Here is a 15,187-nt window from a genome sequence, read left to right as displayed (position 1 = left end):
CTAACGTTCCAGTAGCGGCAGCTTGTCGGGTTTGCCGTTCCAGTCGTCAGCATCGGCAGGCGGATCCTTGCGTTCGATGATGGGTTTCCAGATCGCCGCCAGTTCGGCGTTGAGCGCGGTACAATGCTGCTGGTCTGCGGGGACGTCATCTTCGGCAAAGATGGCTTCTGCCGGACATTCGGCAACGCATAGCGTGCAGTCGATGCACTCGTCGGGGTCGATGACCAGGAAATTCGGACCTTCGCGGAAGCAATCTACGGGACAAACATCCACGCAATCGGTATATTTACACTTGATGCAATTTTCAGTGACGACGTAAGTCATAGCAACGTTCCTGGCAAGATCAAATACAGAGTGCCGGCATTTTACCAGCAAGCGCGAATTGACGCCGACTTCACATCCTGCGTATTTTTCGCTAGCATGTACCAATCAACCCTTAAAATTGCGCTGATCTGCAATTTACCCCACATCTAGAAGCGAGGATTCCATGAGCGAGCACATTCACTACGTCACCGACGACTCCTTTGAGCAAGAGGTGTTGCAATCCACCTTGCCGGTATTGGTGGATTACTGGGCTGACTGGTGCGGCCCGTGCAAAATGATTGCACCAATTCTCGATGAAGTGGCTAAAGAATATTCAGGCCGTCTCAAAATTGCCAAACTCAATATTGACGAGAACCAGGCTACGCCGCCAAAATTCGGAATACGTGGCATTCCAACGCTGATGATTTTCAAAAATGGCAACATCGAGGCCACCAAAGTCGGCGCATTATCAAAATCTCAATTGACAGCTTTTGTTGACAGCAATATATAGTTCCGTTATGGTGCGTCTGAGCCTGTCCATTTATTAAAAATATCATCCGGACATCAGGCGCACTTTCCTCTTCCAACGTTGTTCCCCGCCTTCCCTGCAAGGCACATGAGTCCCCCTAAATAAATGCACTTATCTGACCTGAAACTGTTGCACGTCACCCAGCTGGTGGAAATGGCCGTCGAGAATTCGATCGAAGGCGCCAACCGTTTACGCAAACAAGAGCTCATCTTTGCCCTGCTTAAAAACCAGGCCAAAAAAGGCGTGAGCATTTTCGGCGAAGGTACGCTGGAAGTGCTGCCGGACGGCTTCGGCTTCCTGCGCTCGCCGGATACCTCCTATCTTGCCAGCCCGGATGACATTTACATTTCGCCTTCACAAATCCGCCGTTTCAACCTGCATACCGGCGACAGCATCGAAGGCGAGATCCGCATCCCCAAGGACGGCGAACGTTACTTTGCCCTGGTCAAGGTAGACAAGGTCAATGGCGAGCCGCCGGAAAATTCCAAGAACAAGATTCTGTTCGAAAACCTGACCCCGCTGTTCCCGACCCGGCCGTTGCTGCTGGAACGCGAAATCAAGTCCGAAGAAAACATCACCGGCCGCATTATCGACATGATTGCCCCGATCGGCCTGGGACAACGCGGCCTGCTGGTGGCCAGCCCTAAATCCGGCAAGACGGTGATGCTGCAGCATATCGCGCATTCCATCGCCGCCAATCACCCGGATGTGGTGATGATTGTGCTGCTGATTGACGAGCGTCCTGAGGAAGTGACCGAAATGACGCGCTCGGTACGTGGTGAAGTGGTCGCCTCGACCTTTGACGAGCCCGCCACCCGCCATGTGCAGGTAGCAGAAATGGTGATCGAAAAAGCCAAGCGCCTGGTCGAGCACAAGAAAGACGTGGTGATTTTGCTGGACTCCATTACCCGCCTGGCACGCGCCTACAATACCGTCATCCCGTCCTCGGGCAAGGTGCTCACCGGCGGTGTCGACGCCAATGCCTTGCAACGCCCCAAGCGCTTTTTTGGCGCGGCCCGCAATATCGAAGAAGGCGGCTCGCTGACCATTATCGCCACCGCGCTGATCGATACCGGCAGCCGCATGGACGACGTGATCTACGAGGAATTCAAGGGTACCGGCAACATGGAAATCCACCTCGACCGGCGCATGGCGGAAAAACGCCTGTACCCGGCGATCAACGTCAACCGTTCCGGCACGCGTCGCGAGGAATTGCTGATCAAGGCTGACGCATTGCAAAAAATCTGGGTATTGAGGAAATTGCTCTATCCGATGGACGATCTGGAAGCGATGGAATTCCTGCTCGACAAAGTCAAAGCCACCAAAAACAATGCCGATTTCTTTGATTCCATGCGCAGTGGGCGCTGACGCTGCGCTAAGCCCTTGCGATAGCAAGGATTTTACTGGATAATACCGCCTTTCCGCGTACACGCCGCGGCAACTGAGGACAGATCATGAAAGCAGAAATTCACCCAAACTACCCCGAAATTGCCGTCGTATGCAGCTGCGGCAATAAATTCACCACGCGTTCCACCATGTCGAAAGACCTGCATATTGAAGTGTGTTCGGAATGCCATCCGTTCTACACCGGCAAGCAGAAGATTGTAGACACCGCCGGTCGCGTCGAGAAATTCCGCCAGAAATACGGCATAAGTAAATAATCGCGCTGGGCCTAATCGCACAAGCGTAATCGAAACAAGGCAGCTAAGGCTGCCTTGTTTGTTTTTGGGGTAGAATCTGCGCATGAAATTTGCCACCCACCCAGGCCGCATCCGCGGCGCATCCCGCCTTGCAGAATCAGCGCTGGCATAACGTCATACCGTCATTACTCACCCTGCTGCTGGTACTGGCGTGGCTGCTACCAGGGCTGGTCGGGCATGACCCGTGGAAGGGCGATGAATCGCGCAGCATCGGCTTTGTAGACAGCCTGTTGTCCGGCGCGCCGGCCGCGATTCCTACCCTGGCGGGCGAACCTTTGCCAGTTCACCCGCCACTGTTTACCTGGGTCGCGGCCAACGCTGCCCAAGGCTTGTCCGGCTGGTTGTCGGTGCATGATGCGACGCGTCTGACCGCCGGCATGTTCGTGTTGCTGGCGCTGATTTTCACCGGACTGACCAGTCGTTTGCTCTACAGCAGCGAACATGGGCGTCTGGCGGTGCTGGTGCTAATCGGCAGTGTGGGGCTGCTGGTGCGCGCACACGAAGCGATTCCGCAAAGCGCCCTGCTGGCAGCCTATGCGATGGCGGGTTTCGGATTTGCCTTTAATCTGCGGCGTCCGTTACTCGGCGCGGTGCTGGCGGGCACCGGCATAGGCATGGCGTTTATGAGCGTGGGCGCATTGGAAGCGCTGGCATTGCTGCTGACCGCCCTGCTGCTGCCCGTCATGGCGCCGGCCTGGCGCAGGCGCGTCAATCTGGCTGCGGCGCTCGTCATGGTGGTGAGCGCCTTGCCCTGGTTGTTGATCTGGCCATGGATGTTGTATCAGCAGGCACCCGGCGTGTTTGCCGAATGGTGGCACGTCGATACCCTGGGGCGGTTCGCGCCATCCGTCGCGCATGCAGGCAGGGGCACGCTGTATTACCTGACTTTTCTGCCCTGGTTTTCCTGGCCGGCTTGGCCGCTGGCGCTATGGGCGCTGTGGAAAGCGCGCCGCCATGGCTTGACCGAACCGGGGATTGCACTGCCGCTGCTGATGTTTTTGAGTCTGCTGGCATTGCTCTCCCTTACCAACGATCCGCGTGAAGTTCATGGCTTGCCTTTACTGTTGCCGCTGGCGTTGCTGGCCGCTGGCAGCACGTACACTTTGCGCCGCGGGGCCGCCAATGCGCTGTACTGGTTCGCGATGATGACTTTCCTGGTGGTGATTGCCGCAGCCTGGGTGTACTGGAGCGCTTTTGATATAGGCATACCCGCGCGGCTGGCTGCGCATATGCATAAAATCCAGCCGGGTTATGTGGGTGAGTTCCGGCCCCTCATGGTGGCGTTGGCGCTGGCATACTGCTTTGCGTGGCTAACATTGTTACTGCTGCTCAAGCGCACACCGCAGCGTCCGCTCATTGCCTGGGCAGCCGGTATTACGCTGACCTGGGGACTGGCGGCGAGCCTGTTCATGTATCCGGTCAATGCACGGATGAGTTATCACAGCATGATCACCAGCATGGAACCGGCTTTGCCCAGCCGTGGTTGTGTCGCCAGCCAGAATTTGAATGAAGCCATGCGCGCCATGCTCGATTACTGGATCGACTTGCGCACGCTCCCAGTGGGCTCGGCCTCCCAGAGTCATTGCCCGGCATTGCTGGTGCAATACGACGAAAATTCCCCCCCCGAACTGAATGCAGAATGGAAAAAAGAATGGGAGGGCAATCGACCAGGCAACCAATCCGAGCGTTTTGCTCTATATCGGCGTGCGCGGACAAAACACTGAATGGCACAAGCACCGATCAGTGCAATTGTTCTCGCTGGCGGTGCCGGACGACGCATGGGTGGCCAGGACAAGGGGCTGGTTAAATTTCACGATCAGCCGCTGGTGACGCATGTGCTGGCGCGCATCGTGCCCCAGGTGGACGAGATACTGATCAGCGCCAACCGCAATCTGGACGACTATCGAGCCTTGGGCTACCCGGTGGTGATAGATGCCCTGGATGGATTTCAGGGGCCGCTGGCAGGCGTGTGGGCGGGCTTGCACGCGGCGCACCATGAGTGGGTGCTCACGGTGCCCTGCGATACCCCGCAGCTGCCTGCCGATCTGGTGCAGCAGCTTGCCGCACCACTGCTGAAGGGACACGCGGAGATTGTCGTGGCCAGTGCCGGTGGACGTACTCATCCGGCCATCATGATATGCGCACGGCGTCTGACGGATGACCTCGGCAAGTATCTCGCTGGCGGTGGCCGTGCCGTGCATGCCTGGCAGGCGCGCCACCGTACTGCCACCGTTGAATTTACCGACGCAGCGGCGTTTATCAACGTGAACCAGCCAGAAGATTTGTCGGGCTGCTTGAATTAAACCTGGAAAAAGCAACTGCAGTCGTAGGGAACACAGGTCACGGAGTGGGCACGGATTCTCTTAGGAGAATTTGTTTTTCTCCTGATAGGCGAGCCCGGGAAAGTCACACTGCCCTTTTAACACAGTTCAATGCAGTCTGGGCAAGGTCACAATGTAATCATCCGGCACATGCCAGGCACGCGCAATTCCCAGTGCTCGTGTCTGATCCTCGGGGTGGACGAATACCATCATCTGCGCATCATGCAGCAGTGCCCAGGCTTCCAATGCCTGCCAGCGCCGCCCGCAGGATTCATCACCGAGATCGCTGCTGACTTCCACCACGGCCAGCGTCTCGCTGCCGGTATCCGGTTGTTTGGCCTGAATGTCAGGTTGTACATGGGTATTAAGTACGGGAACGATGAGCTCATCCGGTTCGCGAAACCCGGCCAGATCCTGCACAGCAAATTCATCATTGCCCATGGTTTTCAGAGTTTCGATTCCGGACTTCAGCATGTTTATACGTTCCAGTTGAATTGCGTCGGGTAACATGGAAAGAGACATGGTGTACTCCTGTATTTGTAATCAGGGCTCTTAAATATAGACCACATCACCAATCTGTCAGCCGCAAAAAGAATGTCGGACGTTTTTACAGGCGTTCTGAAAGATGAGGGACGTATTGACGTAACAAATTGATTTTGTTTGTAGGGAGTTGCGTGGCACGGAGTTTGCTCAATCGCCCTTGGATACCTGCTGGATTATTGCGATTCAATTTTGGGGCGGCACACCATGTACCTTGTTCTGAGCATTATCTTCAGTTGCCTGGCAGCGTTCTTCTATGTACCCGATTTTCTGGATATCCCGTTTGGCGTGATGACCGCGCGCCTGCTGTTTGAACAGCTGGGTTTTGTCATTACCGTACTGGCAGGTTTGGCTACATTCTCCCACTCGGTTGAAAAAGAGGGGGTCTGGCCATGGAACCGTTGCCGTATGCCGAGCCGCAAGGCGCACTCCGCAGATCGCGACTGACGCACAATCCCCGGCTTCCGGGGTAAAATGGCGGCTTTGCAACCCCGCTTCCAGCCGCCATGCCCGTCAACCTGCTTCCCCCCCAGTCTGAACAGCTTTTACCCGTTGCCGGCGTCAACATCGGCATTGCCAGCGCAGGCATCAAGAAACCCGGCCGACGCGATGTGACCGTCATGCAGCTCGCCCCCGGCAGCCGCGTGGCCGGCGTGTTCACGCAAAACCGCTTCTGCGCCGCGCCGGTGACGGTCGCCAGGCGCCATCTGCAAAAAGCCGCGCCGCGCGCATTGATCATCAACACCGGCAACGCCAATGCGGGTACCGGCGAGGCCGGCATGCAGGCGGCCAAGGCGGTGTGCGAGGCGCTCGCCGGTCTGGCCGGCTGTGCCGAGCGCGAAGTGCTGCCGTTCTCCACCGGCGTGATCATGGAGCCGCTGCCCGCCGACAAGATCATCGCGGCACTGCCCGCCGCCCTGGCTGATTGCCGCGCCGATAACTGGTTCGCCGCCGCCCACGCCATCATGACCACCGATATCGTCGCCAAGGCGCTGTCCAGGCAAGTGCAGGTTGGCGGGAAGACGGTGACCATCACCGGCATCGCCAAGGGCTCCGGCATGATCCATCCCAACATGGCGACCCTGCTGGGCTACGTGGCGACCGACGCCGCCGTGGGCCAGGATGCGCTGCAGGCAATGGTCAAACACGCAGCCGACCAATCGTTCAACTGCATCACCGTGGACGGCGATACCTCCACCAACGACTCGTTCATGCTGATCGCCACCGGCCAGGCAGGCAACGCCGAAATCACCGACACCGCCAGCACCGATTACGCTGCGCTGTTAGCTGCGGTGACAGAGGTATCCACTTGGCTCGCCCAGGCCATCGTGCGGGACGGGGAAGGCGCGACCAAATTCATGACCATCCGCGTCGAAGGCGGCCGCAGCCAACAGGAATGCCGCCAGATCGGCTACGCCATTGCCCATTCGCCGCTGGTGAAAACCGCCTTTTTCGCTTCCGACCCCAACCTCGGGCGCATCCTTGCCGCCATCGGCTATGCGGGTGTGGATGACCTCGATGTAAATACGCTGCAGCTCTACCTCGACGACGTACTGGTGGCGGAAAACGGCGGCCGCGCAGCAAGCTACCAGGAAGCCGACGGCCAGCGCGTGATGAAGCAGCCGGAAATCACCGTGCGTGTGGTGCTTAACCGGGGTGATGCGGCCGCTACCCTGTGGACCTGCGATTTCTCCTACGACTACGTGAAAATCAATGCCGAATACCGCAGCTGACCTGGCGCAATTGCTGGCGCGCGCAGAACGCGTGCTGGCGCGGCTGGAAGCCTGGCTGCCGGCCGCGCCGCCGGCCACCGACTGGGACGCGGCGATCGCTTTCCGATGGCGCAAGCGCGCCGACACCGGCTGGATCGAAGCCGTGCCGCATCCGCACAAAATCGAACTGGCGCACCTCACCGGCATCGACGAGCAAAAACAGCGCATCGAACAGAACACGCGCCAGTTCCTGGCCGGCCGCCCGGCCAACAACGTGTTGCTGACCGGCGCGCGCGGTACCGGAAAATCCTCGCTGGTGAAAGCGTTGCTGAGCCAGTTTGCACCCAAAGGCCTGCGCCTGATCGAAGTGGACAAGTCCCACCTGGTGGATCTGGCGGATATCGCCGAACAGCTGGTCGGGCGGCGCGAGCGCTTTATCGTGTTTTGCGACGACCTTTCGTTCGAGACCGGCGAACCGGGCTACAAGGCGCTCAAGGCGGTGCTTGACGGCGCCATCGCAGCGCCGCCGGACAATGTGCTGGTCTACGCCACCTCCAACCGCCGCCACCTGATGCCCGAATACATGGCAGAAAACGAACTCACCCGCCACGTCGGCAATGAGGTGCATCCATTCGAGGCGGTGGAAGAAAAAGTCTCGCTGTCGGAGCGCTTCGGCCTGTGGCTGTCGTTTTACCCGTTCGACCAGGAGATCTATCTGGCCATCGTGCAAACCTGGCTCGATGCCCTCGGCGTAACGGTTAAGGATTCCGATGCGATGCGCCGCGCCGCGCTGCAATGGTCGCTGGAGCGTGGCGCGCGTTCCGGGCGGGTGGCGTGGCAGTTTGCGCGCGATTTCGCCGGGCGGCAGCGCGGAGGCAAGCGCAAATAACAACGATCAGCGACGGGGCCGATCACAGACCCAGCCTGTACCCACAGCCCGGATGACCAAATCATCCGGGCTTTTTTGCCTACGGCGTGCGCGTTAAGTCTGCGTTAATAATTCCCCGCGTATTCTCCCGGTCATGCTTACGTACACCGCGTTGGCAGAGCATGGAAGGGGAAAAATCATGAATAAGCTGTTGAACAGAGTGCCGGAAGTGACGTTATTTTTCTGGCTGATCAAGATCATGGCCACCACGGTGGGTGAAACGGCGGCTGATTTTCTGTCGGCCACACTGAACCTGGGTTTGGGTCTTACCTCCTACATTATGGGCGGCCTGTTGGTTGTCGCCCTGTTGATCCAGTTCAAGCTGAAACGTTATGTCCCTTCAAGTTACTGGCTGGTGGTTGTGCTGGTCAGTATCGTCGGCACACTGATCACCGACAGGCTGGTCGATGAAGCGGGCGTGAGCCTGGTGACCACAAGTATGATTTTCGGCGCCGCATTGGTAGCGACATTTGCGCTCTGGTACGCCAGCGAAAAAACGCTGTCCATACACTCGATATTCACAGCTAAAAGGGAGCTGTTCTATTGGGCGGCCATTCTGTTTACCTTTGCTCTGGGTACCGCCGCAGGCGACCTGTTTGCCGAGGGCATGCATCTGGGTTACGCACCTTCCGCATTCATTTTTGGCGGGGTCATCGCGGCGATCACCTTTGCGCACTATGTCTTCAAGTTGAACGCCGTACTGGCATTCTGGTTGGCCTACATCCTCACGCGTCCGCTGGGTGCATCCATGGGCGATTTGTTGTCCCAACCGGTGACTAATGGCGGCATCGGCCTGGGCACTGTCGGCACCAGCGCGATTTTCATGGTGGCGATCATGAGTCTGGTGAGTTACATCAGTTCGCAGCGGAAGCGGCAGTTGCGTGCCGTATCCCTTGCGAAATAAGGCGGGCGGAGCTGGAAAGGGAACTTATGCAGCTTAAAATTTCCGCGCTGGTTGTGCTGCTGGGCGCATTTTCGGGCTGCGCCACTTATGCGCCCAAGCCGCTGCCCGATCGGGTGAGTTTGCTGCAGTCGGCGGCATCGATCACGCTCGACCCGGCGCGCTTGCCGTTCCGCAATCTGTCCAGCCACAGTTTCAACCCCGCCGACGGGCTGGACATGGACGAAGTGGCGATGCTGGCTGTCGCCAACAATCCGCAACTTCGGCAGGCAAGAGATGCGCTCGGCATTGCCCGCGCGCAGTCATTCGCCGCCGGGCTATTGCCCGATCCGCAACTGGGCGTCACCGCCGACCACCCCACCAATGGCACGGTGGGCAATACCAATGCCTTCAATTTCAATCTGAACTACGACGTCAACGCGCTGTTGCTACGCTCCTCGCGCAAAGGCGCTGCACAGGCGGAAACACAGCGGGTGAATCTGGATCTGCTGTGGCAGGAATGGCAGGTGGTGAGCCAGGCGCGCCTGCTGTTCACCCAACTCACTGCGCAGGAAGCGCTGATGGCGCAGTTGCAAACGGCGCGCAAGCTACTGGACGACCGTTATCAAAAAAGTCAGCAGGCGCTGGCGGCGGGCAATGTCACCCTCGATATGGCCAGCGCAGACCTGATCGCGTTGCAAAATGTCGAGCGCCAAATCAACGATCTGGAACGCGGCCGCCTGAAAAATCAGGCCAGTTTGAATAGCCTGTTGGGATTGCTGTCCACCACGCATCTGTCGCTGGTAGGCGAACCGCACGCCACGCTGATGGACGCCGCAGCAGTACACAAGGATTTGCTCGCCCGGCTCAATCAGCGCCCCGATCTGCAGGCACTGCAAGCGGGCTATCGCTCCCAGGAAGAAAAGTTTCGCGGCGCGGTCTTGGCGCAGTTCCCGGCGCTCAATGTTGGGCTGACCCGGGCACGTGACACCAGCGGCCTGTATACCATGGGCTTTGGCATGACGCTGAGCCTGCCGATTTTCAACCGTAACCGCGGCAATATCGCGATTGAAAATGCCACGCGCACGCAATTGTTCGATGCATACCAGGATCGGCTCAACAGCGCCTACAGCGAAGTCGCCATCGCGCTGGAGAATCAGCCCTTGCTGCAAAACCAGTTACTACGCACCCGCGCAGGCGAGCAACAACTGCAAGTGGTTGCCCGGCGCGCTCAGGCAGCGTTTCAAGCGGGCAATCTGGCCGCCGCCGATTATGTGCGCCTGCAAACCGCATTGCTGGATAAACAGACCGAAGCCATCAATTTGCAGGAAGCCTTGATGGAACAACAGATCGCGCTGGAAACCCTGCTGGGCCCCGACCTTCCCGCGCAAGCCAAATAACAGGAGAACGAACCATGCGCCGCGAATTGATTTTACTGGGCTGGCTGCTTGCCGTCAGCCCGGTGTGGGCAGCCGATCCCCCCAGTGTTGCAGTGCAAACCGTGGCGCTGAAACAACAGATGATGGCCGACACGATATCCGGCTATGGCGTGGTGTCGCCGGATACGCGCAGCCTGCAAAACATCAATTTGCCGCGGGCCGGGCAGGTCGTCAGCCTGCTGGTGAATGCCGGGCAAGTGGTGAAAAAAGGCACCCCACTGCTGGAGTTTGGCACCGGCACGGATGCCGCGCTGAGCTATCAGCAGGCCGTTGTGGCCGTGCGTTTTGCCGCGGGCGAAGTGACGCGTATCGAGCAACTGGTGAGCCAGCAACTCGCCACCCAATCGCAATTGGGGGCGGCGAAAAAATCCCTGGCGGATGCCCAGGCAGCCTTGCAGGCCCAGCAAAAAATGGGCAATGGGCGCAGTCTGGAACGCGTTGCGGCACCGTTTGACGGCGTGGTGGCGAGCATTTCGGCCGCGCAAGGCGACCGGCTGGCTGCTGGTGCGCCGGTGCTGCAGATGGCGCGTGATGGCGGCCAGCGCGTGGTGCTGGGCGTGGAGCCGGAAGACGTGATGCGCGTACATCCGGGTCAGACCGTGAGCGTGGCGTCGGTATTCAATGACACGCGCCGGGTAACCGGACGGGTGACCCAGGTATATGGCATGGTCAATCCGCAAACCCAGTTTGTCGACGTGCTGGTGGACATACCCCATGGCGGTTTGATCGCCGGGACGCGTGTGCACGCGACCATCCAGCTGGGCCAACAACCTGCCTGGGTGGTGCCGCGTTCCGCCGTGCTGCGTGATGCGCAGGGTGCTTATCTGTTTCAGGTTCAGGCAGGCAAGGCGCACCGTGTAAATGTGCACACAGGATTGGAGCAGGGCGGGGTGGTGGCAGTGAGCGGCAGTTTCAATACACAGCAGCCGGTGGTCAGCCTGGGCAATTATGAATTACAGGATGGGATGGCGGTACGCGGGAGCGGCCAATGAACTTCACCCAGTGGATGCAGGGGCATCGGCGCTCGATATTGTTCCTGCTGGTGTTGCTGGCGCTGGCGGGCGCGCTGGCTGCATTCAGGTTGCCGGTGACCCTGTTTCCCAACGTGGATTTTCCGCGCGTGCTGGTATCGCTGGATGCGGGCGACCGCCCGGCGGATTTGATGATGCTGTCGGTCACCCAGCCGGTGGAGGAGGCAGTGCGGCGCGTGCCCGGCGTGCGCGATGTGCGCTCCACCACCAGCCGGGGTACGGCGGAGGTGTCGATCAGTTTCGACTGGGGCATCGACATGGGCCTGGCCACCTCGCAGGTAAATGAAGCGATTACCCAGATCCTGCCAAACCTGCCGCCGGGAACCCAGATGTCGACCAAGCGCATGGACCCGACGGTATTCCCGATTCTGGCGTACAGCCTGACCTCGAAAACGCAATCGCAAACGGCGCTCTATGATCTGGCGCGTTATCAGTTGCGTCCGCTGCTCTCCAGTGTCAACGGTGTGGCGCGCATCGAGGTGATCGGCGGCGCGCAGGAGGAGTACGAAGTCACCGTGGATCCGGCGCGATTGCTGGCGTATGGATTGACGCTGACGGACGTCGCGCAGGCCTTGAGCGCGGCCAATGTGGTCACTGCGGTGGGGCGGCTGGAGGATCATTACAAGCTGTATCTGGCGATTGCCGATGCACGCCTGAAAAATGTAAAACAGATCGGCAGTACGGTCATCAAGAGCGGGACCAGCGGGATCGTACGCCTGGAAGACGTGGCGAAAGTGAGCGACGGTGTCGTGCCGCAATGGATCAAGGTCAATGCGGATGGCCGTCCGGCGGTGCTGTTCAACATCTACCAGCAGCCCGGCAGCAACAGCGTGCAGATTGCGCGCGACGTGCAGGCCAAGCTCGCCGCCTATCACTCGCAACTGCCGGCGGGGGTGAAACTCGCCAACTGGTACGACCAGAGCGTGCTGGTGCTGGACTCGGCCGCCAGCGTGCGCGATGCGATCATGATCGGCACCGGGCTGGCGGTGCTGGTGCTGTTCGCCTTTCTGCGCAACATCAAAATCACCCTGATCGCCGCCGTGGTCGTGCCCACCGTGCTGGCGGCGACGGTGGTGTTGCTGTATGTCCTGGGCATGAGCTTCAATATCATGACCCTGGGCGGCATGGCGGCGGCAGTGGGGCTGATTATCGACGATGCAATCGTGATGATCGAGCACATCGTGCGGCGCCTGCGCGGTGCGACCGGCGCGCATCACGGCCGGGTGATGGCGGCAGCGATGGAATTCATGCGCCCGCTGGCGGGCTCGTCGGCTTCCACCATCATCATCTTTTTGCCGCTGGCGTTTCTGACCGGCGTGACCGGCGCGTTTTTCAAGGCGCTGTCGCTGACCATGGCGTCGGGGCTGATCATTTCCTTTCTGGTGACGTGGCTGGCGGTGCCGCTGCTAGCGGATCATTTTCTCACCGAAAAGGACGCCAACCAGAAGGAAGGCGGGCGCCTGACCGAATGGATGCACCGCCGCTATACCGCGCTGATGCAACGCGTGCTGGCGCGACCGGTGTTGATACTGCTGCTGGTCGTGCCCTTGCTCGGCGTGGGTGTGCTGGCATATACCCAGGTCGGTTCCGGTTTCATGCCGTCTATGGATGAAGGCGGCTTCATTCTCGACTACCGTGCCGCACCGGGCACCTCGCTCACCGAGACCGACCGCCTGTTGCAGCAGGTGGAAGCGATCATCAAGGCCAACCCGAATGTGGACACTTATTCGCGCCGCACCGGCACGCAATTGGGCGGAGGCCTGACCGAAGCCAACGAAGGCGACTTTTTTATCCGCCTGAAAGCCGGCAAGCGTCCGCCGATCGAGACGGTGATGGACGACATCCGCAGCCAGGTCGAACAGCAGGTACCCGGTCTCAAAATCGAGCTGGCGCAGCTGATGGAAGACGTCATCGGCGATCTCACCTCGGTGCCGCAGCCGATCGAAATCAAGCTGTTTTCCGATAACCCGGACGAGCTCTCGGCGAGCGCGAAAAAAGTACAGGCAGCGATCAACAAGGTACCCGGCGTGGTGGATACGCGCGACGGCATCAACCCGGCCGGCGACGCGCTGGAAATCCGCGTGGACCGGGTCAAGGCGGCGCTGGAGGGAATGAACCCGGACAGCATCACGCAAACCCTGAGCGGCTATCTGTCCGGCGTGGTCACCACGCAAATGCAGAAAGGCCCGAAACTGGTCGGCGTGCGCGTATGGATTCCGCAGGATCAGCGCGCCATCACCCCGGACGTGGGCAAGCTGTTGATCCGCGCGCCCGACGGGCATGTGTTCCCGCTCAGCCGCGTGGCGCAGATTGTGCCGATCAGCGGCCAGCCGCAAATCCGGCGCGAAAACCTCAAGCGCATGGTGGCCGTTACCGGGCGCATCAGTGGGCGCTCCATGGGGCCGGTCATCGCCGATATCCAGAAAATCATGGCGCAGCCGGACCTGCTGCCGAAAGGCATGTACTTCGAGCTGGGCGGTGTTTACAAGCAGCAGCAAATCGCTTTCAAGGGCTTGATGGCGGTATTCATCGCGGCGATCGGGCTGGTGTTTCTGCTGTTGCTGTTTCTGTACGAAAGCTTCCGCATGGCGCTGGCAATACTGGCGATTCCGTTGCTGGCGGTATCGGCGGTGTTTATCGGGCTGTGGGTGACCGGCATCGAGCTCAATATCTCGGCGATGATGGGCATGACCATGATTATCGGCATCGTCACCGAGGTCGCGATATTCTACTTTTCCGAGTACCGCGATCTGATCCGAGAAATGCCGTTCTCGCAAGCGCTGATCGAGGCCGGCAAAAACCGCATGCGCCCCATCGCCATGACCACCTTCGCCGCCATTCTCACGCTGCTGCCGTTGGCGTTTGCCATCGGTCAGGGTTCCGCCATGCAGCAGCCACTGGCGGTGGCCATCATTGCCGGGCTGGCGGTGCAGCTGCCGCTGGTGCTGCTGGTGATGCCGGTGCTGTACTGGCTGCTGGCAGGCAAAAAAGACGAATCAGCCGGGTAACACACTGTTACAGTTTGGCTGTACTCGGAAATGTGGCAGAAACGCCTGTCGGTCATGATGCAAGCGTGGATTCGAAAACGAATCGCCACATCACGACAAGGAGATGAATCATGCGTACAACCCAACTGACTGCCGGCGCAATTGCCCTGATGGCGCTGAGCACCGCTGCGCTGGCAGATCGCCCGGAATATTTCAACGACCGTGCACGCGTACTTTCCTCCACGCCGATCTATCAGCAGGTGAACGAGCCGCGTCGCGAATGCTGGACCGAAACGGTGGACGGCGGATACCGGAATGAGCCACGTTCCTACGGCGGCGCCCTCATCGGCGGCGTGGTAGGCGGATTGCTGGGCAATACCGTGGGTCGAGGCAATGGCCGTACCGCCGCAGCCGCTGTAGGCGCGGTGACCGGCGCGCTGGTGGGCGACAACATCAGCAACAATGGCCGCCGCGGCGATGGCTACTATCAGCCGCGCCAGGTGGAGCGTTGCCAGACCCGCGACAACTATCGTCAGGTGGTGTCCGGCTACAATGTGGTGTATCGCTACCGCGGCCGCAACATGAGCACCACGCTGCCCTACAACCCGGGCCGCTTCATCGACGTGAATGTGGCGGTTGCTGAAAATCGTGGCGGTTACGGCGGCGACTACCGCGGCGACTATCGCGGCGGGTACCGGCAGGTTCGCCAGCACCGCGGCTGGAATGACGACAATGACGATTGATGGTTTGCGTCATGGCCATGTCGCGGGCAGGATGGTTAACGTCTGAATTCACCAACCTGCGCGTTTTTTCGCGC

At 59.6% G+C, this 15,187-nt stretch carries 15 protein-coding genes; 13 read left to right on the top strand and 2 right to left on the bottom strand.

The genetic code is table 11. The features are described 5' to 3' along the window. Window positions 1-324, bottom strand: coding sequence for a ferredoxin FdxA (gene fdxA, locus ACFDAU_RS16025; RefSeq protein ID WP_413437903.1), 324 nt, complete (start codon window positions 322-324; stop codon window positions 1-3). 163 nt (window positions 325-487) lie between these two features. Between fdxA and trxA the strand changes: the two genes are divergently transcribed. The 5 genes from trxA to mobA all read left to right on the top strand — a co-directional run bounded on the left by trxA (window position 488) and on the right by mobA (window position 4,835). Then, the gene (gene trxA / locus ACFDAU_RS16020) at window positions 488-814 is read left to right on the top strand and encodes a thioredoxin TrxA (protein WP_124705474.1); all 327 of its coding nucleotides are present in this window, start codon (window positions 488-490) and stop codon (window positions 812-814) included. A gap of 123 nt (window positions 815-937) precedes the next feature. After that, window positions 938-2,200, top strand: a complete 1,263-nt coding sequence (gene rho / locus ACFDAU_RS16015; protein ID WP_124705475.1) for a transcription termination factor Rho — start codon at window positions 938-940, stop codon at window positions 2,198-2,200. An 86-nt stretch (window positions 2,201-2,286) separates the two neighbouring features. After that, window positions 2,287-2,493 carry a 50S ribosomal protein L31 gene (gene rpmE / locus ACFDAU_RS16010; protein ID WP_413437902.1) on the top strand — a complete coding sequence of 69 codons (207 nt, stop codon included), beginning with the start codon at window positions 2,287-2,289 and terminating at the stop codon, window positions 2,491-2,493. 89 nt (window positions 2,494-2,582) lie between these two features. Beyond that, window positions 2,583-4,256, top strand: a complete 1,674-nt coding sequence (locus ACFDAU_RS16005; protein WP_413437901.1) for an ArnT family glycosyltransferase — start codon at window positions 2,583-2,585, stop codon at window positions 4,254-4,256. After that, window positions 4,257-4,835 (top strand): molybdenum cofactor guanylyltransferase MobA, encoded by a 579-nt coding sequence (gene mobA / locus ACFDAU_RS16000; protein WP_413437900.1) that lies wholly within the window; start codon window positions 4,257-4,259, stop codon window positions 4,833-4,835. It abuts the gene before it with no gap. A 126-nt stretch (window positions 4,836-4,961) separates the two neighbouring features. On the opposite strand, the gene ACFDAU_RS15995 is transcribed toward mobA, so the two are convergent. Then, entirely contained in the window at window positions 4,962-5,375 is a 414-nt protein-coding gene (locus ACFDAU_RS15995) for a hypothetical protein (protein WP_413437899.1), read from the bottom strand. A gap of 225 nt (window positions 5,376-5,600) precedes the next feature. Here ACFDAU_RS15995 and ACFDAU_RS15990 point away from each other — a divergent pair, with 225 nt between their 5' ends. The 8 genes from ACFDAU_RS15990 to ACFDAU_RS15955 all read left to right on the top strand — a co-directional run bounded on the left by ACFDAU_RS15990 (window position 5,601) and on the right by ACFDAU_RS15955 (window position 15,113). Next, entirely contained in the window at window positions 5,601-5,840 is a 240-nt protein-coding gene (locus tag ACFDAU_RS15990; RefSeq protein ID WP_413437898.1) for a hypothetical protein, read from the top strand. 59 nt (window positions 5,841-5,899) lie between these two features. Further along, window positions 5,900-7,126, top strand: coding sequence for a bifunctional glutamate N-acetyltransferase/amino-acid acetyltransferase ArgJ (gene argJ / locus ACFDAU_RS15985; protein ID WP_413437897.1), 1,227 nt, complete (start codon window positions 5,900-5,902; stop codon window positions 7,124-7,126). Further along, window positions 7,107-7,994 carry an ATP-binding protein gene (locus ACFDAU_RS15980; RefSeq protein ID WP_413437896.1) on the top strand — a complete coding sequence of 296 codons (888 nt, stop codon included), beginning with the start codon at window positions 7,107-7,109 and terminating at the stop codon, window positions 7,992-7,994. Before argJ ends, ACFDAU_RS15980 begins: the two co-directional genes overlap by 20 nt. A 178-nt stretch (window positions 7,995-8,172) precedes the next feature. Next, window positions 8,173-8,937, top strand: a complete 765-nt coding sequence (locus ACFDAU_RS15975; RefSeq protein WP_413437895.1) for a hypothetical protein — start codon at window positions 8,173-8,175, stop codon at window positions 8,935-8,937. Window positions 8,938-8,963: 26 nt separating this feature from the next. Next, window positions 8,964-10,313 (top strand): TolC family protein, encoded by a 1,350-nt coding sequence (locus ACFDAU_RS15970; RefSeq protein ID WP_413437894.1) that lies wholly within the window; start codon window positions 8,964-8,966, stop codon window positions 10,311-10,313. 14 nt (window positions 10,314-10,327) lie between these two features. Continuing rightward, entirely contained in the window at window positions 10,328-11,344 is a 1,017-nt protein-coding gene (locus ACFDAU_RS15965; RefSeq protein ID WP_413437893.1) for an efflux RND transporter periplasmic adaptor subunit, read from the top strand. Continuing rightward, window positions 11,341-14,391, top strand: coding sequence for an efflux RND transporter permease subunit (locus ACFDAU_RS15960; protein WP_413437892.1), 3,051 nt, complete (start codon window positions 11,341-11,343; stop codon window positions 14,389-14,391). Before ACFDAU_RS15965 ends, ACFDAU_RS15960 begins: the two co-directional genes overlap by 4 nt. Before the next feature lie 110 nt (window positions 14,392-14,501). Beyond that, the gene (locus ACFDAU_RS15955) at window positions 14,502-15,113 is read left to right on the top strand and encodes a glycine zipper 2TM domain-containing protein (RefSeq protein ID WP_413437891.1); all 612 of its coding nucleotides are present in this window, start codon (window positions 14,502-14,504) and stop codon (window positions 15,111-15,113) included. Window positions 15,114-15,187: the final 74 nt, after the last annotated feature.

Origin of the sequence: Sulfuriferula sp. GW1 (genome assembly GCF_047300855.1) — a bacterium.
GTDB lineage: Bacteria > Pseudomonadota > Gammaproteobacteria > Burkholderiales > Sulfuriferulaceae > Sulfuriferula.
Note: the sequence above shows the minus strand (reverse complement) of the source record. Positions and strands in the feature narration are given on the sequence as shown.